The organism is Kitasatospora sp. NPDC096077 (genome assembly GCF_040303245.1).
Classification (GTDB): domain Bacteria; phylum Actinomycetota; class Actinomycetes; order Streptomycetales; family Streptomycetaceae; genus Kitasatospora.
Map to the genome: position 1 here is coordinate 1 of NZ_JBEOSV010000097.1, position 21,155 is coordinate 21,155.

The 21,155-nt window shown below is 75.2% G+C and carries 19 protein-coding genes; 12 read left to right on the plus strand and 7 right to left on the minus strand.

The features are described 5' to 3' along the window. Positions 1-198: 198 nt before the first annotated feature. From ABTZ03_RS41145 to ABTZ03_RS41155, 3 genes are all read left to right on the plus strand, one after another. Positions 199-963: an ABC transporter ATP-binding protein gene (locus tag ABTZ03_RS41145; protein ID WP_350518386.1), complete on the plus strand. Its 765-nt coding sequence runs from the start codon at positions 199-201 to the stop codon at positions 961-963. A gap of 5 nt (positions 964-968) precedes the next feature. Beyond that, a complete protein-coding gene (locus tag ABTZ03_RS41150) occupies positions 969-2,357 on the plus strand; it encodes an FtsX-like permease family protein (protein ID WP_350518366.1) in 1,389 nt (462 codons plus the stop codon). 192 nt (positions 2,358-2,549) lie between these two features. Continuing rightward, positions 2,550-3,785, plus strand: a complete 1,236-nt coding sequence (locus ABTZ03_RS41155; RefSeq protein WP_350518367.1) for a sensor histidine kinase — start codon at positions 2,550-2,552, stop codon at positions 3,783-3,785. Between the two features lie 88 nt (positions 3,786-3,873). Here ABTZ03_RS41155 and ABTZ03_RS41160 read toward each other — a convergent pair whose 3' ends face one another. After that, positions 3,874-4,539 carry a response regulator transcription factor gene (locus tag ABTZ03_RS41160; RefSeq protein ID WP_350518368.1) on the minus strand — a complete coding sequence of 222 codons (666 nt, stop codon included), beginning with the start codon at positions 4,537-4,539 and terminating at the stop codon, positions 3,874-3,876. Positions 4,540-4,716: 177 nt separating this feature from the next. On the opposite strand from ABTZ03_RS41160, the gene ABTZ03_RS41165 reads away from it, so the two are divergent. Both ABTZ03_RS41165 and ABTZ03_RS41170 read left to right on the plus strand, forming a co-directional pair. Then, the gene (locus ABTZ03_RS41165) at positions 4,717-5,157 is read left to right on the plus strand and encodes a MarR family winged helix-turn-helix transcriptional regulator (protein ID WP_350518387.1); all 441 of its coding nucleotides are present in this window, start codon (positions 4,717-4,719) and stop codon (positions 5,155-5,157) included. A gap of 89 nt (positions 5,158-5,246) precedes the next feature. Next, entirely contained in the window at positions 5,247-6,659 is a 1,413-nt protein-coding gene (locus tag ABTZ03_RS41170; RefSeq protein ID WP_502894759.1) for an MFS transporter, read from the plus strand. A gap of 3 nt (positions 6,660-6,662) precedes the next feature. Here ABTZ03_RS41170 and ABTZ03_RS41175 read toward each other — a convergent pair whose 3' ends face one another. Continuing rightward, positions 6,663-7,172, minus strand: a complete 510-nt coding sequence (locus ABTZ03_RS41175) for a DUF5959 family protein (RefSeq protein WP_350518369.1) — start codon at positions 7,170-7,172, stop codon at positions 6,663-6,665. Between the two features lie 271 nt (positions 7,173-7,443). Beyond that, positions 7,444-8,439 carry a ScbA/BarX family gamma-butyrolactone biosynthesis protein gene (locus ABTZ03_RS41180; protein WP_350518370.1) on the minus strand — a complete coding sequence of 332 codons (996 nt, stop codon included), beginning with the start codon at positions 8,437-8,439 and terminating at the stop codon, positions 7,444-7,446. 461 nt (positions 8,440-8,900) lie between these two features. Between ABTZ03_RS41180 and ABTZ03_RS41185 the strand changes: the two genes are divergently transcribed. After that, positions 8,901-9,638, plus strand: coding sequence for a ScbR family autoregulator-binding transcription factor (locus ABTZ03_RS41185; RefSeq protein WP_350518371.1), 738 nt, complete (start codon positions 8,901-8,903; stop codon positions 9,636-9,638). Between the two features lie 217 nt (positions 9,639-9,855). Next, positions 9,856-10,755, plus strand: coding sequence for an AfsR/SARP family transcriptional regulator (locus ABTZ03_RS41190; RefSeq protein ID WP_350518372.1), 900 nt, complete (start codon positions 9,856-9,858; stop codon positions 10,753-10,755). Between the two features lie 56 nt (positions 10,756-10,811). Here the strand turns inward: ABTZ03_RS41190 and ABTZ03_RS41195 are convergent, their stop codons facing one another. After that, on the minus strand, positions 10,812-11,582 hold the full coding sequence (locus ABTZ03_RS41195) for a TioE family transcriptional regulator (RefSeq protein ID WP_350518373.1): 771 nt from the start codon (positions 11,580-11,582) through the stop codon (positions 10,812-10,814). Between the two features lie 93 nt (positions 11,583-11,675). Here ABTZ03_RS41195 and ABTZ03_RS41200 point away from each other — a divergent pair, with 93 nt between their 5' ends. Then, positions 11,676-12,827, plus strand: a complete 1,152-nt coding sequence (locus ABTZ03_RS41200) for an erythromycin esterase family protein (RefSeq protein WP_350518374.1) — start codon at positions 11,676-11,678, stop codon at positions 12,825-12,827. Between the two features lie 115 nt (positions 12,828-12,942). Here the strand turns inward: ABTZ03_RS41200 and ABTZ03_RS41205 are convergent, their stop codons facing one another. Continuing rightward, positions 12,943-13,887, minus strand: coding sequence for a LysR family transcriptional regulator (locus tag ABTZ03_RS41205; RefSeq protein WP_350518375.1), 945 nt, complete (start codon positions 13,885-13,887; stop codon positions 12,943-12,945). Between the two features lie 71 nt (positions 13,888-13,958). Between ABTZ03_RS41205 and ABTZ03_RS41210 the strand changes: the two genes are divergently transcribed. Next, the gene (locus ABTZ03_RS41210; RefSeq protein ID WP_350518376.1) at positions 13,959-14,621 is read left to right on the plus strand and encodes a maleylpyruvate isomerase family mycothiol-dependent enzyme; all 663 of its coding nucleotides are present in this window, start codon (positions 13,959-13,961) and stop codon (positions 14,619-14,621) included. A 247-nt stretch (positions 14,622-14,868) separates the two neighbouring features. Here the strand turns inward: ABTZ03_RS41210 and ABTZ03_RS41215 are convergent, their stop codons facing one another. Together ABTZ03_RS41215 and ABTZ03_RS41220 are read right to left on the minus strand one after the other, a co-directional pair. Continuing rightward, positions 14,869-15,480, minus strand: coding sequence for a GNAT family N-acetyltransferase (locus tag ABTZ03_RS41215; protein WP_350518377.1), 612 nt, complete (start codon positions 15,478-15,480; stop codon positions 14,869-14,871). 105 nt (positions 15,481-15,585) lie between these two features. After that, positions 15,586-16,428 (minus strand): SDR family NAD(P)-dependent oxidoreductase, encoded by an 843-nt coding sequence (locus tag ABTZ03_RS41220; RefSeq protein WP_350518378.1) that lies wholly within the window; start codon positions 16,426-16,428, stop codon positions 15,586-15,588. A gap of 353 nt (positions 16,429-16,781) precedes the next feature. Between ABTZ03_RS41220 and ABTZ03_RS41225 the strand changes: the two genes are divergently transcribed. From ABTZ03_RS41225 to ABTZ03_RS41235, 3 genes are all read left to right on the plus strand, one after another. Further along, positions 16,782-17,906, plus strand: a complete 1,125-nt coding sequence (locus ABTZ03_RS41225) for a PP2C family protein-serine/threonine phosphatase (protein WP_350518379.1) — start codon at positions 16,782-16,784, stop codon at positions 17,904-17,906. A gap of 372 nt (positions 17,907-18,278) precedes the next feature. Next, on the plus strand, positions 18,279-19,622 hold the full coding sequence (locus ABTZ03_RS41230) for an MFS transporter (RefSeq protein ID WP_350518380.1): 1,344 nt from the start codon (positions 18,279-18,281) through the stop codon (positions 19,620-19,622). 155 nt (positions 19,623-19,777) lie between these two features. Next, entirely contained in the window at positions 19,778-21,034 is a 1,257-nt protein-coding gene (locus ABTZ03_RS41235; RefSeq protein WP_350518381.1) for an amino acid adenylation domain-containing protein, read from the plus strand. Positions 21,035-21,155 lie beyond the last annotated feature (121 nt).

The following is a 21,155-nucleotide window of genomic DNA, read 5'->3' on the forward strand; positions in this document are numbered from 1 at the left end:
CCGGGAGGTGCCCCCACCGCATGGACTCCCTCCTCCGCCTTGCGATGCACGCACCCCGACGCCGCGCGCTGATCCGACGCGAATTGTCAGACACGTCCTAGCACCACCTGCGGGGTTCGGTTTTCCGAACGCCGGATTGGGGGGCCAGCACAATCGCGCCGCCGGCCCCGGATGCCCAGGATTGAGGGCATGAACGGGATGACGACAGCCGCCGCCCGGGCGGCGTACGACGGGGTGGCGGGCGCCGTGCTCGCCGCCGAGGGGCTGCACCGCGAGTACGGGCGCGGTGCGGCCGCGGTGCGGGCCCTGCGCGGGGTCTCGGCGGCCTTCGCGCCGGGCACCTTCACGGCGGTGATGGGGCCCTCGGGCTCGGGCAAGACCACCCTGCTGCACTGCCTGGCCGGGATGGACCGCCCCAGCCGGGGCACCGTCCGCTGGGGCGACACCGAGGTGTCCGGCCTGCCCGAGCGGCGGCTGGCGGAGCTGCGGCGCACCAGGGTCGGATTCGTCTTCCAGGCCTTCAACCTGATGCCCGCGATGACGGTCGCGCAGAACGTCGAACTGCCCGGCCGGCTGGCCGGGGCCCCGCCGGAACGGGCCCTGGTGCGGGAGGCGCTCGCCCGGGTCGGCCTGGCCGGGCGGGAGCACGACCGGCCCGGCCGGCTCTCCGGCGGGCAGCAGCAGCGGGTGGCGATCGCCCGCGCGCTGGCCGCCCGGCCCGAGGTGCTGTTCGCCGACGAACCCACCGGCGCGCTGGACCGCGCGACCGGGCACGACATCCTCGCCCTGCTGCGCGCGGGGGTGGACGAGGACGGGCGGACGTGTGTGATGGTCACCCACGATCCGGTCGCCGCGGGCTACGCGGACCGGGTGCTGCTGCTGGCCGACGGCCTGCTGGTCGACGAGCTGGTCCGGCCGACGGCGGCGCAGGTGGGCGAGCGCCTCAGCCGGTTGGGCGGGTGAGGGCGATGCGTGGTTCCGTGGCGACCCTGGCGGTCGGTCAGATCCGGCGCCGACCGGCGGCCTTCGCCGGGCTCGCGGTGGCGCTGTTCCTGGCGGTGGCGGCGGTGACGCTGTTCGGCTCCCTGATCGCCGAGCAGCTGACGGCCCCGGCGGCCGAGCGGCGGGCGGCGGCCGGGCCCGGCCTGGCGGTGATCGGGGGAGCGTTCGGTGAGATCGCCGTCCTGGTCGCGCTGTTCGTGGTGGTGAACGCGCTCGGCTTCACGCTGCGCCAGCAGCACCGGGACCTGGCCATGCTGCGCACCGTCGCGGCGACGCCCCGCCAGATCCGGCGGCTGGTGCGGCTCCAGGTCCTGGCGACCGTCCTGGCGGCGGCCGTCCCCGGCGGCGCGGCGGGCCTCCTCGCCGCCCGGGCCTTCCTGTCCGCGCTGCAGGCGCGCGGGATGGCCGGGCCCGGGCTGCGGATACCCCTGGCGCCGCTGCCGGTGCTGATCGCCCTCGGGGTGGCGCTGCTGGTCGGCCTGGCGGCCAGCGCGCTCACCGTCCGGCGGATCACCCGGCCGGCGCCGGCCGCTGCGCTGACCGACAGCGCGGCCGGGCAGAGCCGGGCCGGCGCGGTCCGACTGCTGGCCGGCCTGGTGGTGCTCGGGGGCGGCGGTCTGCTGCTGCGACTGGCCGCCGGTCAGTCGGCGGGGGAGCTGGACAAGGCGGGGCAGGCGGCCCTGCTCGGTGCGGTGGTGCTGCTGGTCGCGGTCGCGCTGCTCGGGCCGGTGGCGGCCCGGCTGCTGGCGGCCGTCCTCGGCGCCCCGCTGCGGGTGCTGCTGCCCAGGGTCGGCTGGCTGGCGGACGCCAACCTGCGCGGCTACGCGGTCCGGCTCTCCTCGGCGGTGGTCCCGGTCGCGCTGCTGGTCGGCTTGGCGGCGACCCTGCTGACCATGACCGGCACCGCCGAGCAGGCGGCCCGGGCCACCGGGGCCGCGACCAGTGTCACCAAGGCCAGCGACGTCTGGCTGCGGCAGGCTGAACTCGGCCTGCTGGTCTGCTTCGCGGCGGTCTCCACGGTCAACACCCTGATCGCGTTGACCGCCGAGCGGCGCCGGGAGTTCGCCCTGCTGCGGCTGGTCGGGGCGACCCGTCGGCAGCTGTTGCGGATGCTCTCGGTCGAGGCGGCCCTGACCACGGCCGTGGGCGTGCTGCTCGGTGCGGCGGTGGCGGGTGCGGCGGGCGGGGCGTTCAGCCGGGCGGTCACGGGCTCGGTGCTGCCGGTGGTGCCGGGAGCGGCCTGCGGCTGGGTGGTGGCGGGAGCGGCGGTGCTCACGGTGCCGGGGATCGTGGGCACGGGGCTCTGGGCGATCGGCGGGCGCGCGGTGGAGGAGGTGGGCGGGGAGCGGGGGTGAGGCGGCGGGACGGGACGGTCGAGCCGGGTGGAGGAGGTGGCGGGACGAGAGGTGGCGGGATGAGCTGACGGATGGTCCGGGCGTGCGGCGGTCCGGGGCCGACGTGGAGGATGCTGGGGGCCGGTTGATCAGTGAATGGTGAGGCGTGTGGTGACTCGGTGGCGACGGGGCCTGTCGGTTCGGGGCGGTGAGGTGGCGTTCGCCGTCCTGGGCCTGCCGCTCGGAGTGCTGGGCGGGGTGTACGCCGTGGCGGCGCTCTACGCGGGGGCGCTGCTCTCGCTGACCGTCCTGGGGCTGCCGTTCGTGGTGGCCGCCCTGGTCGGGGCCCGGCGGCTCGGCGGCCTGCACCGGTGGCTGGTGGGGCGGCTGCTGGGCGAACGGGTCGCCGCACCCCCGGCGTCGGCGCGCCCCTCGGGGGTGCTGGCGCGGGGGCGGGCGGTGCTCACCGATCCGGTGGGCTGGCGGGCACTGGTCTACCTCCTGCTGCGGCTGCCGCTCGGGGCACTCGGCTTCCTGACCGCGGTCGGGCTGCCGCTCAGCGCGGTGTGGCTGGCCGGATTCCCGCTCTGGGTGCGGCTCTTGGAGCCGGGCCCGCGTCCGGTCGACTGGCTGGACGTCGCCGGGGTGCCGGCCGGCCTCGCCGTGCTGGCCGTCGCACCGGCCGTGCTGCGGGGCCTGAGCCGGGCCAACCGCGCGCTGGCCCGGGCACTGCTCGGCCCGGTGCGCTCACAGCAGCGGGTGCGCGAACTGGAGCTCGCCCGCGCCACCTTGCTGGCCGAGAGCACGGACCGGCTGCGGCAGCTCGAACGCGACCTGCACGACGGCACCCAGGCACAACTGGTCGCGCTGGCCATCACGCTGTCGCTGGCGGACGACGCGCTCGGGGAGCTGGACGCCTCCGGGCCGGATGCCCCCGGATTGGACCCCGCGGCGGCTGGGGCTGCGCCGGGGCCCGAGGTCCGGCGGCTGCGCACCCTGGTCGACCGGGCGCGCGGGCAGACCGACGACACCATCACCGGGCTGCGCCGGCTCACCCGGGGCATCCACCCGGTGGCACTGGACGGTGGTCTGGCCGAGGCGCTGCCCGGGCTGACCGCCACCGCACCCGTGCCGGTGGCACTGCGGCTGGACCTGCGGGAGCGGCCGACGGAGGTGATCGAGCGCGCGGTCTACTTCTGCGCCGCCGAGTTGCTCACCAACCTGGCCAAGCACAGCGGCGCGCGCACGGCCGAGTTGACCGCCCGTGCGGTCGACGGGCGGGTCCGGCTGACGGTCCGGGACGACGGCCGCGGCGGCGCCCTGATCGGCGCGGGCACCGGACTGGCGGGGCTGGCCGAGCGGCTGGCTGCGGTGGACGGAGTGCTGCGGGTGGACAGCCCGCCCGGTGGTCCGACGGTGGTCACCGCGGAGCTGCCGAGCCGACTCTGACGGCGGTCGCCCCACGGGCTACGGTCCACGGCCCACGGCCCGAGCGGCGGTGGGCCGTGAGCCCGTCTGCCCCTCGCTCCTCCGCCGCTCAGGCCCCGGTGTCCGCCAGGTAGGCCAGCACGGCCTTGACCCGTCGGTTGTCGGCGTCCGTCGCGGGCAGGTCGAACTTGGTGAACACGGCCGCCACGTGCTTCTCCACCGCCCGCTCCGACACCACCAGCAGCCCGGCGATCGAGCGGTTGGAGTGGCCCTGGGCCATCAGCTCCAGCACCTCGCGCTCGCGGGCGGTGAGCGAGTCCACCCGGTTGCGCCGTCCGCCGTGCATCAGCCCGTTGACGATCTCCGGGTCGAGCGCCGTGCCGCCGTCGGCGACCCGGCGCAGCGCGTCCACGAACTCGGAGGTGCGGGCCACCCGCTCCTTGAGCAGGTAGCCGATGCCGGCCGCGCCGCCGGCCAGCAGCCGGGCCGCCCAGGCGGTTTCCAGGTGCTGGGAGAACACCAGGATGCCGACCCCGGGCGTGGCGGTCCGGATCTCGACCGCGGCCCGGATGCCCTCGTCGGTGTGGGTGGGCGGCATCCGGATGTCCACCACGGCCACGTCGGGCCGGTGCTCGGCCACGGCGGCGATCAGTTCGGGTGCCGTACCGGCGGTGGCGACCACGGCGCAGCCGCGGGCGGTGAGGAGCTCGACCATTCCGTCACGGAGGATCACCGAGTCCTCGGCGAGGACGACGCGGAGCTGCTTGTCGATCATGGCGCCATTATTCCGGGCCGTCCGGGTGGGTGGAGGCGATGGGTGTGCCGGTCCAGATGTACAGCAAGACTGGACAGTTTGGACTGATGAAATTACCGTGGACCGGTGACCGAGAAGCGAACCACCCCGGCCAGGCCGGAAGCACCCGGCCCCATCGGCTCCATCGATTCCGCCGACGTGGCCGACGCTGCCGACTCCGCCGTGCTCGCCGCCCGGGAGCTGCGCGCCGTCTTCAGCCGACTGCGCCGGACCCTCCAGGAGAAGGGGCAGGGCACCAGTGGCCTCACCCCCTCGCAGACCGCCGTGCTCAACCGCCTGATCACGGACGGCGCCGCCCCCGCGAGCGCGCTGGCCGCCGCGGAGCGGGTCCGGCCGCAGTCGATGGCGGCCACGCTGGCCGGGCTGGAGGAGCACGGGTTGGTCGCGCGTCGGCCCGATCCCGAGGACGGGCGCCGCCAGTTGGTCGACCTGAGCGAGGCCGGAGTGGCCTGGATCGCGGACAGCCGACGGGCCCGCGAGGAGTGGTTGGCCCGGGCGTTGCAGGAGGACCTGACCGAGGCCGAGCGCGCCACCGTGCTGGCGGCGCTGCCCCTGATCGACCGGCTGAACCGGCGGTGAGCGGCGTGACGACAGCCGTCCCGTCGGCGCTGCTGGCGCGGCTCCGCCACCGTCGCCGGGAAGCGACCGGAGCGCCGGGGCCGACCGCCGTGCCGGGGCCGACCGCCGCGCCGGGGTCGGAGGGCGTGCAAGGGCCGGACAGCGGTGGCGGGTTCAACCGGCGGCTGCTCGCCCCGATGGTGCTGGGCTCGGTGCTCAACCCGATCAACTCCTCGATGATCGCGGTGGCCCTGGTGCCCATCGGCGCCGCCTTCGGCGCCCCACCCGCCGAGACGGCCTGGCTGGTGAGCGCGCTCTACCTCGCCACCGCCGTCGGCCAGCCGGTGATCGGGCGCCTGGTGGACGGCTACGGCCCGCGCCGGCTGTACCTGGCCGGGACGGCCCTGGTCGGTCTGGCCGGCTTGGTCGGCGTACTGGCGCCGAGCCTGGGGCTGCTGATCGTCGCCCGGGTGCTGCTCGGGATCGGCACCTCGGCCGCGTACCCGGCCGCGATGCACCTGACCCGCAGCGAGGCCGAGCGGACCGGGCGGAGCAGTCCGACCGGGGTGCTCACCGTGCTCGCGGTCGCGAACCAGACCATCGCCGTGGTCGGGCCGACGCTCGGCGGGGTGCTGATCGGGCTAGGCGGCTGGCGGACGATCTTCGCCGTCAACATCCCGCTGTCGCTGGCCTGTCTGGTGCTCGGGGCGGCCCGGCTGCCCGCCGCGGCGCCGCGCCGCGAGGGCGGGGAACGGCTGGACCGGGCCGGGATCGTCCTGTTCGCGGTCCTGCTGCTGGCGCTGATGCTGTTCGTGATGGAGCCGAGCGCCGCGCACTGGTACCTGCTTGCGCTCGCCGTGCCGGCCGGGGTCGGCTTCGCGGTCCGGGAGAGCAGGGCCCGCAGTCCGTTCATCGACCTGCGCTCGCTCGCCCGCAACCGGCCGCTCGTCGCCACCTATCTGCGCCAGGTGCTCGGCTACACGGCGACCTACGCCTTCCTCTACGGCTACACCCAGTGGCTGGAGGAGGGGCGCGGCCTGAGCGCCGCCTCCGCCGGGCTGGTCCTGCTCCCGCTGTCGCTGAGCGCCCTGACGGTCTCCGCCCTGACCGGGCGCCGCCCGGCGGTGCGCGGCAAGCTGGTGGTCGGCGCGGCGGTCCAAATGGCGGCCTGCGCGGCCCTGTTGGCGGCGGGGCCGACCAGTCCGCCGGTGCTGCTGATCGTGGTCGGGGTGCTGGCGGGCGTGCCGCAGGGGCTGATCGGTCTCGCCAACCAGACCGCGCTCTACCACCAGGCCGACCCGGCCGCCATCGCCGCCGCGGCCGGGCTGTTGCGGACCTTCATGTACCTCGGGGCGATGGCGGCCTCGGCCGCGAACGCGGCCTTCTTCCCGCACGGCGCCACCACGGGCGGGTTGCACCACCTCGCGCTGTTCATGCTCGGCGGTGCGGCGCTGCTGTTTCTGCTCGTCCTCCCTGACCGCTCGCTCGGCCGGACGGAATCCCTGGCAGTGAAAGAGAGTTGACGATCATTCGGGCAACTGATCGACGGCCGGTCGGCCGCGCCAGGCGTGGACGCCGGGGGCGACCTCGACCACCTCGAACGGGTAGGCGTCCCGGACGAGCTTGAGCAGGGTGCGCTGCTGGTCGAGCCAGTCGGCCGCGGGGGAGAGCACGACCCGGAGGGTGACGCCGGACTCCTCGGCGTCGGAGACGGTCACCCAGACCCCGCCGGGCCGTCCGGGTTCGATCCGTAGCTCCGGTCCGTGCTCCTCGTCCAGCCAGCGGACCGCGAATCCGAGCGCGAGCCGTTCCAAGGCGTCCTGCCAGTTGCGGAGTTGGCGTTCGGTGACCAGCGTGACGAACTGCCCGCGCACCGAGTCGGCGGTGACGGTGATCTCGCAGTCCAGCCAGTCGTGGCCGAGCAGGGAACCCGGCGCGTGCCGTCCGAGGACCCGTACCCGGACGCTGCGTCCGCCGTTGCGTCCGTCCCGGCCGGGGGCGTCGTCGGTGCCCGGACGGTCGGTCAGTCTGATCAATTCATGCTGGTGCGAAGCGACTTCACTCACTGTTTACTCCCGGTAACAGCGGATCCAAGGGCTGACATCCTCGCGCAGGTGTTCGCCGGGTGCCAGTCCCGGGGAGGTGTCGGCTGGTGGGCGGTGAAGCCGACGGCCCGTCGACCGGGAAGGTCGGACGGGCCGTGCGGGTCGGTCGGGCCGGGTGGGGTGGCCGGGTGGGCGGACGAGCGGGTGGGTCGTGCGGTGGCGGGCCGGCGGGAACGGGTGGGGACGGGCCGGCTCGGCGGGGTCAGCGCTGATCGGGGAGGCCGGTGAGGACGGTGGTGAAGATCGGCTCGCCGTGCTGGTGTCCGGTCACGGTGGTGGTCAGGCTGTCCGGCTCCTCGCCGGGGGTGTGCCGGGCGGTGACGGTGGTGGGCGCGTCGTGCTCGGCGTAGCGGTGGAAGGTGGTGGCGGCGGCGGTCGGGGTGACGGTGACCGGTGCGCTGAGCGCGTTGGCGGCCTGGCGGGCCGCCTCCAGCAGGACCATCCCGGGGACGTGGTCGCCGGCGTGGTCGAACAGGATCGGGTGCCGGAGGTCGGGGGTGAGGTGCCAGCTGCCGGCCGTGCCGGTCGGGCTCAGGACGACGTCGCAGGGGCGGAGCCGGCCGACCCGGGCCGGCGGCAGCGGCTCGCCGGTCACGGGGGCGGACGGTGTCGAACCGTTCCCGGGGCGCGCGCCGCGCAGGCGGCGGTAGGTGGAGTCCGGGACGGTGGTGAAGCGGGCCTTGCCGGTGGCGGCCAGGTAGGGGCCGCGGCGGACGGTGGCGCTGAAGGTGAAGTCGACGGTGCTGCGGGTGCGGCGTGGCTGGGGGACGAGTCTGGCCTCGATGGTGAGGTCGGTGGGCGTGGCGCCGATGAACAGCTGGCGGTCGCGGGTGGCGTAGTCGAGGTTCCACATCATGAACTTGTGGTCGAGCGGGACCCCGAACCGGGTGTGGGCGAGGTAGAGCCCGGCCTGCCGGATCGTCTCGGCGGCCTGCATCGGGTCGTGCCGGGTGCCGTCCGGGGTGCTGAAGAAGGTGTGGGCCCGCGGCCATTGGGCGGTGACGGCGAAGACGGTGTCGCCGAGCGGCTCGCTGCCGGTGATGAAGACCTCGGCGTGGCAGGCCCGGTGGACGTACTCCTTGGCAACGGTGCTGGTCAGCCGGGGTGCCAGGGCGAGCGGTCGGAGCGGCTCGGGGGCCGTTCCGAAGGTCGTCGCGACCGGGGTCAGGGCAGGGGTGCGGTCGGCAAGCAGAGTCATGGGGAGCGCTCCAAAGGGCCGGGATGGGCGGGGTGGGCTGCTCAGGGCTCGTAAGATACGTACCTACCGGTTTGGTTTTCAAGGAGCCAGGACGAAGGTTCGTCGGCGGCCTAGCGTGGCCGCGTCAACGTCCGTGACGCTCGTACGTGTCCGATTGATTGGCCTTCTTGGCCAATCCATTGCCTTTCACCTGCGGGTATTCCGGGGATCGTGATTGACGCGTGCATTATCACAAGCGGACGGCCGGTGGGCGGCATGGGGCGAAGTCGGAGGGTGGGTTCCGCTTCAGGGGGCTCCGGTCTGGGTGGCGGTTACCGGACGGCCGCGTACCGTCCACGCGGTTTTCCGCGCTCGAAGGCGGCTCCATGAGGCCTGGGAAGACAGGGTCGTTCGGCTGGCCGGCGGGTAAGATACGGGGTGTTTGGTTTTGTTTGCCGAGCGTTTCGGGTGGGGTGGTTGCGATGGCGCGGCAGGAGCGGGCGGTCCGGACGCGGCGGCTGATCCTGGAGGCGGCGGCCTCGGTCTTCGACGAGTACGGGTACGAGGGCGCGACGATCGGCGAGGTGGTGGCGCGTGCCGGGGTGACCCGCGGCGCGGTGTACTTCCACTTCGCGTCCAAACGGGAGCTCGCCCAGGGCGTGGTGGAGGAGCAGTTCGGTCAGGACGACCTGCCCGAACGACACTGCAAGCTCCAGGAGTTCGTGGACATGGGCATGGTGGTCGCCCATCTCATGCCGCGTGACCCGCTGTTGAGCGCGGGCGCGCGGCTCTCCCTGGGGCAGGACGTGTTCGGCGACCTCAGCGGAGGCGCCGCCCCCGGCTGGATCCAGCGGGCCGAGGCGGTGCTGACGGCGGCCGGAGCCCGCGGTGAACTGCTGCCGCACGTGGTGCCGGCCGAGACGGCCTGGCTGGTCACCGGGGCCTGGACGGGCGTGCAGATCCAGTCCCAGAAGATGTCCGGCCGGGCCGACCTGGAGCGCCGGGTCGCGGTGCTCTACCAGCACCTGATGCCGAGCATCGCCGTCCCCGGCGTGCTGGCCACCCTGGACCTGGGCGTGGACCGGGGCGGCCGGGTGGTCGCCGAGTTGGCGGACCGTCGGGAGGCGGAGTCGGCAGCGGTGCCCGAGTCGGCCGCGGTGCCCGAGCCGACGTCGGCGGCGGCTGTGTCCGTGCAGGCCCCGGCCTCCAGGTCGACCTGAGGTCGGGTGGTTCGGTGTGCCGATCCATGGCCGATCGCTCCGTCTAAAAACAAACAGCGCGTTCGGTTTTGTATTGACAAACCGTCTGTCCTGTTTTTGGATGGGTGTTGGGTGCCCGGCGGACTCCACAGCGGACCTGCCGACCGCGAACAGCGGGGCGCCCGCCCGGCCGGTGGCCGTCTGGGTCGCCGATCCCGTCTGGATTGGGGTGGTCGTCATGGAGATCCGGGTGTTGGGGTCCTTGGGGGTCCAGATCTGCGGGGTGTCGGTGGTACCGACCGCCCCGAAACCGCGGCAAGTGCTCGCCCTGCTCGCCCTACGCGCCGACCAGGTGGTCCCGGCCGGGGCACTGGCCGAGGAACTGTGGTCCGGCCGTCCGCCGCGCAGCGCGCGCACCACCGTGCAGACCTATGTGCTGCAGCTGCGCGACCTGATCGACCGGGCGCTCGCCCACGACCCGGATGCGGATACGGATACGGAGATGGATGGGGCGGCGGTGCCGGGGCGGTCGACGGCTCGGAAGGACTGCCCCGGTGCCAAGGACGTCCTGGTCACCTCGGCCGGCGGCTACCGGCTGAACACCGGTGACGGCCAGGTCGACCTGCGGGACTTCGAACGGCTCGCGGGCCTCGGCTACCGTGCCATGGACGGCGGCGACTTCCCGCTCGCCGCCCGTCAGTTGGGCGAGGCGCTGGCGCTCTGGCGCGGCCCGGCCCTCGCGGACGTGCCGCTCGGCGGTCAACTCGCCGTGGAGGCAAAGCGGTTGGAGGAGACCCGGCTCTGCGCGCTGGACCAGCGGATCGAGGCTGACCTGCGGCTGGGCCGGCACCGGGTGCTGCTGGCCGAACTGACCGTGCTGGTCGACCGCTACCGCACCCATGAGAGCCTGCACGGCCAGTACATGATCGCCCTGCACCGCTCCGGCCGCCGGGGCGAGGCACTGGAGGCCTACCAGCGCCTGCGCAACACCCTGGTACGGGAGTTGGGCATGGAACCGTCCGCCGGACTGCGCCGGCTGCAGCGCTCCATCCTGCTGGCCGGCCCCGAACGGCCCGAGCAGGAACTGCCGGGTGCGGCTCCGCTGCCCACCGACTCCCGACTGAGCCGGGTCGGCTGACGTGCGCCGACCCCGCGAGGGGCGGTTCGAGTCCGGGGCCGCCGGGAGCCTGCGAGTCAGGGCCGACCAGCGGTCGGTCGACTGGCGGTCGGTCGACCGACGGTCGCCGGAGCGCCGTCCGGCGGCGGGGGCGAAAGGTAGGCGTCGAGCCGGGCGGCCGCGGTGAGCATCGCCCGGCCCCGGGTGGTGAGCCGCCGCTGCCAGCCGTCCAGGGCCTCGGCCAGACCGGCCGTCCCGCCCGCCGTGCGGACCTGGCGGACCACGGCCGCGATCTGCTCCAGCGGGTAGCCGCCGCGCCGCAGCAGATGGGCGAGTTCGGCGTCCCGGGTGTCCTCGGGGCCGTAGCAGCGGTGGCCGCCGGGGCGCTCGCGGGCCGGGGCGAGGATGCCTGCGGCCTCCCAGGCGCGCAGGGTGGCGGGGGTGACGGCGAGCCGGTGGGCGAGGTCGCCGATGCCGAGTGGGCCGGGGCTGGTCGGCAGGACGACGGCCGGCTCGCCGGGCCGCTCCGCCGTGAGGTGGTCGACGGCCCGGCGGACGGCGGCGAGCGTCTCCCGGTCACGCAGCAGCTGGGCGTGGCCCCGGTCGAGGGCGGTGAACGCCTCGTCCGGGCGGTCGGCGTGGACGGCGGTCATCACCAGGCCCGCGGTGGCGTGCCCGAACGCCGCTACCAGGGCGAGGAAGGCCCGCAGGGCGGCGGCGTGCGGCTCGGCGTAGATCCGGTAGCCGGTGGGGGTGCGCTCGGCCGGCGGGAGGAAGCCGTCCCGCTCGTAGTTGCGCACGGCCTGGGTCGAGATGCCGTGCTCGCGGGCGAGGTCGGCGGGTCGCACGGTGGTGACCTCCGGTTTGAGACTTTCTTCCAGATTTCCCGGGCCGAGAGGGAAAAAGTCTCAACCGGTCTTTCAAGGATACGCTTGAGGTCCATGAGTCAGGACATCCGAGACTTCCGTACCCCCTCCTGCGAACTGCTGGCGCTCGGCGAGCCGACGCACCAGGAACCGGCCTTCGGGCTGGTCCGCAACCGGCTGTTCGCCCAACTCGTCGAGCAGGGCTTCCGCTCGATCGCCCTGGAGACCGACCGGGTGGCCGCGCTCGCCGTGGACGACTACGTCCGGCACGGCGCGGGCACCCTCGACGCGGCCCTGGACGAGGGCTTCTCGCACGGCTTCGGCGCGCACCCCGCCAACCGCCGACTCCTCGGCTGGATGCGCGCGTACAACCGCGACCGCGCCCCCGGGCAGCAACTCGCCTTCCACGGGTTCGACGCCCAGACCGAGAACACCACCGCGCCCAGCCCGCGCCGCTACCTCGAACACGCCCGCGACTACCTGCAACTCGACCTGGACATCGCCGACTTGACCGGCGCGGACGAGCGCTGGGAGCGCGCGGAGGCGATCCTGGACCCGGCGGAGTCCCCCGGGGCCACCCCCGAGGCCGAGCGGCTGCGCCGCATCGCCGACGACCTGCACAACCAACTCTACGTACGGGCACCGGACTTGATCGCGGCCGGTTCACGGGCCGAGTGGCACCGGGCCGGCGTCCACCTCCAGGCCGGGATCGGACTGCTGCGCTACCACGCCCAGTCGGCGGTCCGGGGCCTGGGCGCGAGCGCCCGGATCTCCGGCCTGATCCGGATGCGGGACGCCCTGATGGCGCAGAACCTGCTCGCCGTCCGGGCGGTCGAGGAGCAGCGCGGGCCGACCCTGGTGTTCGCCCACAACCGGCACCTCCAGCGCAACCCGAGCGCCTGGACCCAGGGCGAGCTGGACTGCGGCTGGAACGGCGCCGGCCACATCGTCGGCTCCCTGCTGGGCGAGCGCTATGCCTTCGTGGCGGGCAGCCTCGGGCGCAGCGAAGCGCTCGGACTCGCCGAACCTGCGCCGGGCACCTATGAGGCGCTGTTGCAACCCGGCGTCCGGGACTGGACGTTGGTGGCTCCACCGGTCCCGGGTACGGCCCGTACCCGCACCGACACCACCCCGCGGCAGGGCTACTTCCCGCTCGACCCGGAGACCCTCGACGGCGCGGCCGCGCTGCTCCACCTCGCCGACGGCCGGGCGGCCGCCGTCGAGTAGCCGCCGTCGAGTAGCCCCTGTTGAGTAGCCCCTGTTGAGCAGCCGTTGTCGAGCAGCCGCTGTCGAGCCGGCCGCCTCCGGGCGGCGCGACGGGTGGGTCAGGGCCCCGGGTGGGTCAGGGCCCCGGGTAGGCGGCGCGCAGGTGCTCCAGCAGGGCGGCCGTCGGCGGCTCCGGCGGCCGCTCGGCCGACCAGACCAGCGCGATCCGCACCCGGGGGACGGGTTCGACCAGCCGCCGGACCAGCAGCCCGGGCGGCGCGGCCCCGGGGTCCGGCAGCACCGCCACGCCCAGTCCGTGCGCGGCGAGTTCGGCCAGCTGCGGCGGCGCGGCGGCCTCGACGGCCACCGTCGGGGTCGCCCCCGCCTCGGCGAGGGCTCGCTCCAGTGCCGTCCGCAGCCCGGTGCCGGGTGGTGTGCTCACCAGTGCGTGACCGGCCAGCGCGGCGACGGGCAGCGGGCCGTCCGCGGCGGCCAGTGGATGGTCCGCCGGGCAGAGCGCGACCAGCGGCACCTCCAGAACGGGGTGCAGGGCCAGCCCGGCCAGCGCCGTCCAGCCGTCGTCGCCCTCCCGGCCGGTGGCGGCGGCGGGCAGGCCGATCACGGCGAGGTCCAGCCGCCCCTCGCGCAGGTCGCCGAGCATCCTGGCCGTACTGTCCTCGGCCAGTGCGAAGTCGATCCCGGGGTACTCCTGGCGGAAGGCGGCCAAGGCGGTGGCCAGTCCGGGGAAGGCGCCCAACGCGGGCGGCGGGGTGAGCGCCGCGCCCGCCACCGTGCCGAGCCGCACCCGGCCGTGCCGCAGGCCGTCGAACTCCTGCGCCGCGCGCCGGGCGGCCGCGGCCGCGGCCAGCGCGGCCCGGGCGTGCGGCAGCACCGCCTCGCCGACCCTGGTCAGCCGCACCGTGCGGCCCGAGCGGTCCAGCAGCTGGTGCCCCAACTCCCGCTCCAGCTGCCGGATCTGGGCGCTCACTCCGGGCTGGCTCAGGTGCAGCAGCTCGGCCGCGCGGGTGAAGCTGCCGTGCCGGGCGACGGTGACGAAGTACTGGAGCTGCCGGAGTTCCATAACTGATGATCATAGGCGCCAGAACATCCCGGTCTTGGACGGGCGGAGGGCCCCGGCCGCAGGCTGGGAGCATGAACAGCACACAGCGCGACCAGCAGGAACACGGCGTCGAGTGGCTCCGCGGGCAGATCGCGGCCGAACGCCGGGAACTTGCCGAGGTGTTCGCCGGCCTCACCCCGGAGCAGTGGAACTCGCCTTCGCTGTGCGAGGGGTGGCGGGTCCGCGAGGTGGTCGCGCACATGGGCACCGGCTTCCGGTACTCCACCGCGCGGACCCTCTGGGAGCTGGTCCGCTCCGGGGGCAGGGTCCACCGGATGGCCGACCGGCTCGCCCGCCGCGAGGCCGCCGCCCGTACCGAGCCCCAACTCGCCGCCGCCCTGGCCGAGAACGCCGATCACCCCTGGCGGCCCCCGGTCGGCGGCCGCATCGCGGCCCTCGCCCACGACGCCGTCCACGGCCTCGACGTCACCGTGGCCCTCGGCCTGCCCCCGCGCCTGCCGCTTCAGCGGGCCGCCGCCCTGCTGGGCGCGGTCTCCGCCCGCAGCCTGCGCTTCTTCGGCGCCCGGCTGGACGGTGTGTGCCTGCGGGCGACGGACACGGGCTGGTCGTACGGGCAGGGCCCGCTGCCGGTGGAGGGGCAGGCGCAGCACCTGCTGCTGGTGACGTACGGGCGGCGGGTTCCCGAAGGCCTGCTGGCCGGGGCGGGCGCGGAGCGGTTCACGCGACGGGCCTGAAGCGGGGAGGCACCGGGCGGCGGGTCAGGACCCGTACGGGTCGGAAGGTGCGCCGCCGTCCGGGGAGTCGTGCTTCGCCCGGGTCGGCGCGGGCCGCTGGGAGGGGAGGGCCCGACGACCCGGCACGAGGCCGTCGGCAGTGTTCGGACGTCGGCGGTGTTCGGACGTCGGCGGTGTTCAGGGGACGCCGCACCGGGCACGCGGTGCGGGTCGGTTCACCGTCCGGACGGGTCCGGACTGCCGCCCGTCAGCTCAGGCCGGCGGGACCGGCGGGACCGGCGGGGACGGGCATGGCGCGCCAGGCGTCCGCGCGGACCTCCATGGTCACCAGGCGCATGGTGGTGTCGGCCTCGGGGAAGTACTGCTCGGTCTCGCCGGTGGGGGTGAACCCGAAGCGGGTGATGGCGCGGACGGCGTCGGTGTTGGCCACGGAGGTCATGCTCCGCACCCGGTCGAGGCCGAGCTCGGCGAAGGCGAGCTTGAGCATGAGCCAGCCGATGTCGGGGGCGCAGCCGGAGCCGCGCAGGTTCCGGGCCATGGTGAAGACGCCGGCGTAACCGGTGGTGGCGTCCTCGACGGTGAGTCGGATGCCGCCGACGGGGCGGTCGTCGCCCCGGAGGCAGGCGGCGAGCTGGTAGTGGCGGCGCGGCAGTTCGGCGGCGGTCGCCATCGCCTCGTCGAGCTTGCGGCGGATCCGGGTGTCGTCCATGACGCCGGTCGACAGGTGGCGCATGCCCTCGGTGTCGCCCCAGACCAGGCGCATGGCGCCGAGGTCGTCGGGGCGGTGGTCGCGCAGTCGGACGCGGCCGGTCTCCAGGACCGGCAGCGTCGGGGACGGCTGTTCAAGTGTGCGATTCATGATCGAATTCTAACGAAACGGTGTGCACCGCCGATCGGCCGGGGCCGGGGGAGGGGCCGCCGGAGGGGCGGGTGGAACAGGCCGTGGCGACCCGCCGTCAGCGGGTCACAGCGAGTCCACCAGGCCGCCGTCCACGACGAAGTCGGCGCCCGTGATGTTCGCGGCCCCGGGTCCGGCGAGGAAGACCGCCAGATCCGCGACCTCCGCGGGGCGGGTGAACCGGCCGGTGGCCGACCCGGCCTCGGCGGCCCGGGCCACGTCGTCGGCGTCGACGCCCCGGGACTGCCCGACCGTGGCGGCGAAGCCTCCGGCGCCCCGCCACAGGGCGGTCTCCACCGGGCCGGGACCGATCGTGTTCACCCGCACACCGCGCGGCCCCACCTCCTTGGACAGCGCCTTGCAGAAGTTGGTCAGCGCGGCCTTGGCGGCGCCGTAGTCGATCACCAAGGGGTCCGGCAGGCGGGAGTTGACCGAGGAGACGGCGATGATCCGTCCGTCGCCGGAGGCGAGCAGGTGCGGCAGCGCGGCCCGGGTGGCGCGGACGGCGCTCATCAGGTTGACGGTCAGCGTCCAGTCCCAGTCCCGGTCCGTCACGCTCAGGAAGCCGTCCACCCGCGGGCGCACCGCGCCGACGTTGTTGATCAGCACGTCGACGCCGCCGTGGCGCGCGACGGCCTCGGCGATCAGTGCGGCCGGGCCCTCGGGCGTGGCGAGGTCGACCTCCGTGACCGTGAGCGCCGCGCCCCGTGCCACGTGGGCGTCGAGGGCTTCGGTCCGGGTCCGCGAGCCTGCCACGACCTGGCAGCCCGCGGCGAGGAACGCCTCGGTGATCGCCAGCCCGATGCCGCGGCCGGCGCCGGTGACCACGACGGTCCGTCCGGCCAGGCCCGGGGCGGCGTCGCCGGATCCGGTTCCCGAGGGTGCAGGTGCAGGTGCGGGTGAAGTCATCGCCGGGTCTCCAGGTCTGTGACCGCCCGGGCGGGCGGCGGGTGGGCCGCGTCCGTTTCCGCCAGTATCGGCCGCCGTCGGCGCGCGGGTGCCTCCGTCGTCGGCGGCGCCCGGGGGAACCGTCCTCCCCGGGGGTCGGGGCGGCCCTCCCGCGCGGGCGCGGTCCCGGCCGGGGCGGCCCTGCCCGGGACCGCCGCCGAACGGGTGAGGCGGCCGTCGCGCCCCGGACGCCGTGCAGCCCGCCGGGGGCCACCCCGCCGTCGCCCTGCGCCGGGCCGTCGGCCGTGCCTACGATCGGAACGACCTCCGACCGCGTGCACGGGTGCGGAGGCGAGACGGAAGCCAGGTCGCCGATGGCCGCGAGGACCGTGCAGTGGCCGCCGTACGTGCGGGCCGCGCCGTGGTTGCTGATCGTCGGCGGGCTGGTGTGGAACTCGCTGGATCCGGCCGACTACTGGGGCGACCCGATGCTGGCGGCCGCCGCCGTGCTGTCCGGGGCGCTGCTGGGCCTGCGGGACACCCTGGCGGTCGCGCTGGCGAACGTGGTCGGCATCGTGGTGCTGTCCGTGCGGGACGGGTCGATCGGCACCCAGGACGGCTTCCTGGAGCTGGTGAACACCGCCTTTGCCGCCCTGCTCGGCATCGCCGTGAACCGGGTGGTGGCCCGGCACGGGCGGCACCTGGCGCGGGTGCGCTCGGTGGCCGAGGCGGCCCAGCGGGCGGTGCTGCCGGAGCCGCCGGGGCGGGTGGCGGGGCTGGAGGTGGCCGCCTGCTACCGGGCGGCCCAGGACGAGGCGCTGATCGGCGGGGACGCGTACGCGTTGCAGTCGACGCCGTACGGCGTGCGGGTGCTGATCGCCGACGTGCGGGGCAAGGGGCTGCACGCGGTGGGCGCGGTGTCGGTGCTGCTGGGGGCGTTCCGGGAGGACGCGCACCGGGAGCCGGACCTGGGCGCGCTCGCGGACGCCCTGGAGCGCACCCTGGTCCGGGAGGCCGCCCAACTGAGCGAGGAACTGCGGCTGGAGGGGTTCATCACCGCGCTGCTGGTGGAGTTCCCGCCGGGTGAGGCGGTGGCCCGGACGCTGGACTGCGGTCACCCCGGGCCGTACCTGCTGGGCGGCGGTGGGCCGGGGGTGAGCCGGTGGGACGCCGGGGACCCGGGGCTGCCGCTGGGGATGGGCGTGCTGGGGGTGGCGCGTCCCGGCGTGGAGAGCAGGCCGTTCCCGCCGGGGAGCACGCTGCTGCTGGTGACCGACGGGGTGACCGAGGCCAGGGACGCGGCGGGGGAGTTCTACGACCCGGTGCGCGGGCTGGCCCCGCTCGGGCCGTTCGCGGGGGCGCGGGAGGCGGTGGAGGCGCTGGTGGCGGACGTGGCCCGGTGGACGGGAGGGCCGCGGGACGACGACATGGCGGTGCTCGCGGTGACCCGGCGTGCCGGCGACGGGGAGTGGTCGGGCGGCGGGAGCAATCGGTCATAGCGCCCGCGTGTGATTCCGAAGGGTCACGCTGATATCACGGTGGGGTTACGCAAGGTGCCTGCTCCATGGATTCCGGCCAAGTTGGGCACGGTGCCCCGGTGGCCGGAAAGCGGGTGTCCGGATATCGGACGGCGAAATGGACTGCCTGGTCAACGTGCCGGTTTGGAGGGGGTGTTGGGCGGCGGTTCCTCGTCCGACGGGCAGCGACGGGCGTGTGATGCGTGTGCGTCGGATCCGGATCCGGGAGGTGACGCCGAGTCAGAAAGGCGCGGGGTCGGTCACGGCGGTGGCGGGATCCGGTCGACCCTTCGTTCGTCCGGAAACGCACCCGGTGCTTGCCCGGTGTCGAATGGGTGACCGAGAGTCGCACCGATGAACGAGAAGCCGCACCCCCGTCCGTCCCGTCTGTCCGGCCACCGCGACTTCCGGCTCCTGCTGACCGGAGCCGCGGCGGCCCAGACGGGCAGTCAGGTGACCCTGGTGGCCCTGCCATTGGTGGCGGTGGTGGTGCTCGACGCCACCCCGTTCGAGGTCGGCCTGCTCACCGCCGCCGAGACCGCCGCCTTCCTGCTGGTCGGCCTGCCCGCCGGCGCCTGGCTGGACCGGATGCGCAAGCTCCCGGTGCTGATCCGCGCGGACGTGGTGCGCTGCCTCGCGGTGGCCTCGATCCCGCCGGCGGCGGCCTTCGGGGTGCTCACCATGCCCCAGCTCTACCTGGTCGCGCTGGTCACCGGGGTGGCCACGGTCTTCTTCGACGTGGCCCACCAGTCCTTCCTGCCCGCCGTCCTGCCGCGCGAGCAACTGGTGGCCGGCAACGGAGCGCTGGAGACCGTACGGTCCTCGGCGCAGATCGCCGGGCCGGGCCTGGGCGGCGGACTGGTCCAGCTGCTCGGCGCCCCGCTCGCCATCGTCGCGGACGCCTGCGGCTACCTCGCCTCCGCCCTGCTGCTCACCCGGATCCGGGTCGACGAGCCGAAGCCGGAACCGGTGCCCGGGAGTTCGCTGCGCGCCGAGGTGGCCGAGGGCGTGCGCTTCGTGCTGGGCCACCCGCTGCTGCGGGCGATCGCCACCGCCACCGCCACCTCCAACCTGTTCTCCGCCGTGCTGATGGCCGTTCAGACGGTCTTCTGGGTGCGGGTCCTGGACCTCTCGCCCGGGGCGATCGGCGCCCTGCTGTCCGCCTCCGCGGTCGGCGGGCTGGCGGGCGCGCTGTGCGCCGGGAAGCTGTCCCGCTGGGTCGGCCAGGCCCGGCTGATCTGGCTGGCCACCGTGGTGACCGCGCCGTTCGCGCTGCTGTGGCCGCTGTCCGGCGGCGGCGCCGGCGCCCTGCTGTTCGGCCTCGCCTCGGGCGTGGTGCTGTTCGGCGCGGTCGCCTACAACGTCGCCCAGGTGAGCTTCCGGCAGAGCGTCTGCCCACCCGAGCTGCTCGGCCGGATGAACGCCACCATGCGCTTCCTGGTGTGGGGCACGATGCCGATCGGCGCGCTCGGCGGCGGGCTGGTCGCCGACTGGGCCGGCCCGCGCGCCGCGCTGTGGGTGTGCGCGGTGGGGTTCCTGCTGGTGCCGGTGCCGTTGCTGCTGTCGCCGCTGCGGGGGATGCGCGAGCTGCCCACGGCCGCCGAGGCCCGCGCGGAGGAGCCCCGGGCGGACGAAGACCGGGCCGAGGACGCCGGGCATCCGGCCGCGAGCCCGACCGCGAGTCCGACCGCCCCCTGATTGCCACCTGACCGCTCCCCGAACCGAAGCCGTACCGAACCGAAGCCTCAACGAACAAAGCCAGAACCAAAGCCGTACCAAACCGAACCGAAGCCGCACCGAACCGAGCTGAACCGAACCGAACCGAGCCGACACCGGAAACCGGAGACCGTTCCGTGCACGCCAGCATCACCGCCGCCTACCTCGCCCGGTACCGCTCCGCAGCCGCCGACTCCCCGGTGGAGCTGCTCCCGCTGACCGGCGCCCAGCGGCGCTTCCTGATCACCCGGCGGCTCGCGCCGCAGACCCGCTCCGACCTCGCCCCGCTGTTCTTCGCCTACCCGGCCGGCACCCTCGACCTGCCCCGACTGGACCGCGCCGCGACCGCCGTCGCGGCCGGCCACCCGGCGCTGTGCGGGGCCTTCGCGACCGTGCGCGGCACACCCGTGCTGCGCACCGGCGGCCCCTCCGTCGAGGTCGCCCGGATCGCGGTGGCCCCCGGCACCGGCGCCGAGGCGGCGCTGCGCGCGGCACTCCTGGACTGGCCGCTGGACGGCCCGGCGCTGCGCCTGCTGGTGGCCCGGGAGCCGGACGGCGACGAGGAGTTGCTCGCCCTGGCCCTCGACCACGCGGCCTGCGACGAGCAGTCCATCGGGGCGCTGGTCGGCGAGCTCACCGAGGCGTACCGGCTCGACCGGTCGCCCGCGCCGGGCCCCGACCCGCAGGCGGTCGCCGACTTCCGGCAGGCCGTCGAACTCCAGCTGGCCGCCGAGGAGGCCGCCGCCGGGCCCGCCGCCGAGGCCCACTGGGGACGCCGGCTCGGCGGCCTGACCGGGACCGGCGGCGCCGCCGCCCGGACCACCGGCATGCTCACCGAGCGGCTGCCCGCCGTCGAGGGCGCCGCCCGCAGCGCCGTCTTCCCCGCCCTGCTGGACGCCGTCGGGGCCGCGGCCCGGCGGCTGCACCGCACCGACGACGGGCTGGCGCTCGGCTACCCGTGGGGCGGCCGCCCGCCCGGTGCGCCCGACGTGCTCGGCTGCTTCCTGAACACCCTGGTGCACGCCGTCCCCAGCCGGCCCGCCGCCGACCTGGAGGCGCTCTGCGACGCCTGGTGGGACGACCTGGAGCACGCCGGCACCCCCTTCGACGAGGTGGTCCGGGCCGCCCGCGCCGCCGGATCGCCGTGGTCCGGCGGGCTGGACGCGATGCTCACCTTCGAGAACCTGCAGCGCCGCCCCGAGCTGGTGCTCGGCGGCGTCGCCGGTCGGGAGGTCCACATCGACGGCCGCCCGCTGGCCGCCCCGACGGCGGTCGCCGCCGCGTACGGCGAGGACCTGCTGGTGCGCTTCGTCTGGGACGCCGAGCGCTTCCCGGCGGCGGAGGCCGAGGCGGCCTTCGCGGACCTGCTCGCCGTGCTGCGCGGCCACCTCTAGGGACTCCGGCCGCCCACCCCGCCCGCATCCCGGGCCCACCGACCTCACCCTCCCCGAGGACCCCGGGCCGCACCCTCACCCCGGTGCGGCCCGGCCCCCACCGGCCGCCACCGGGACCACC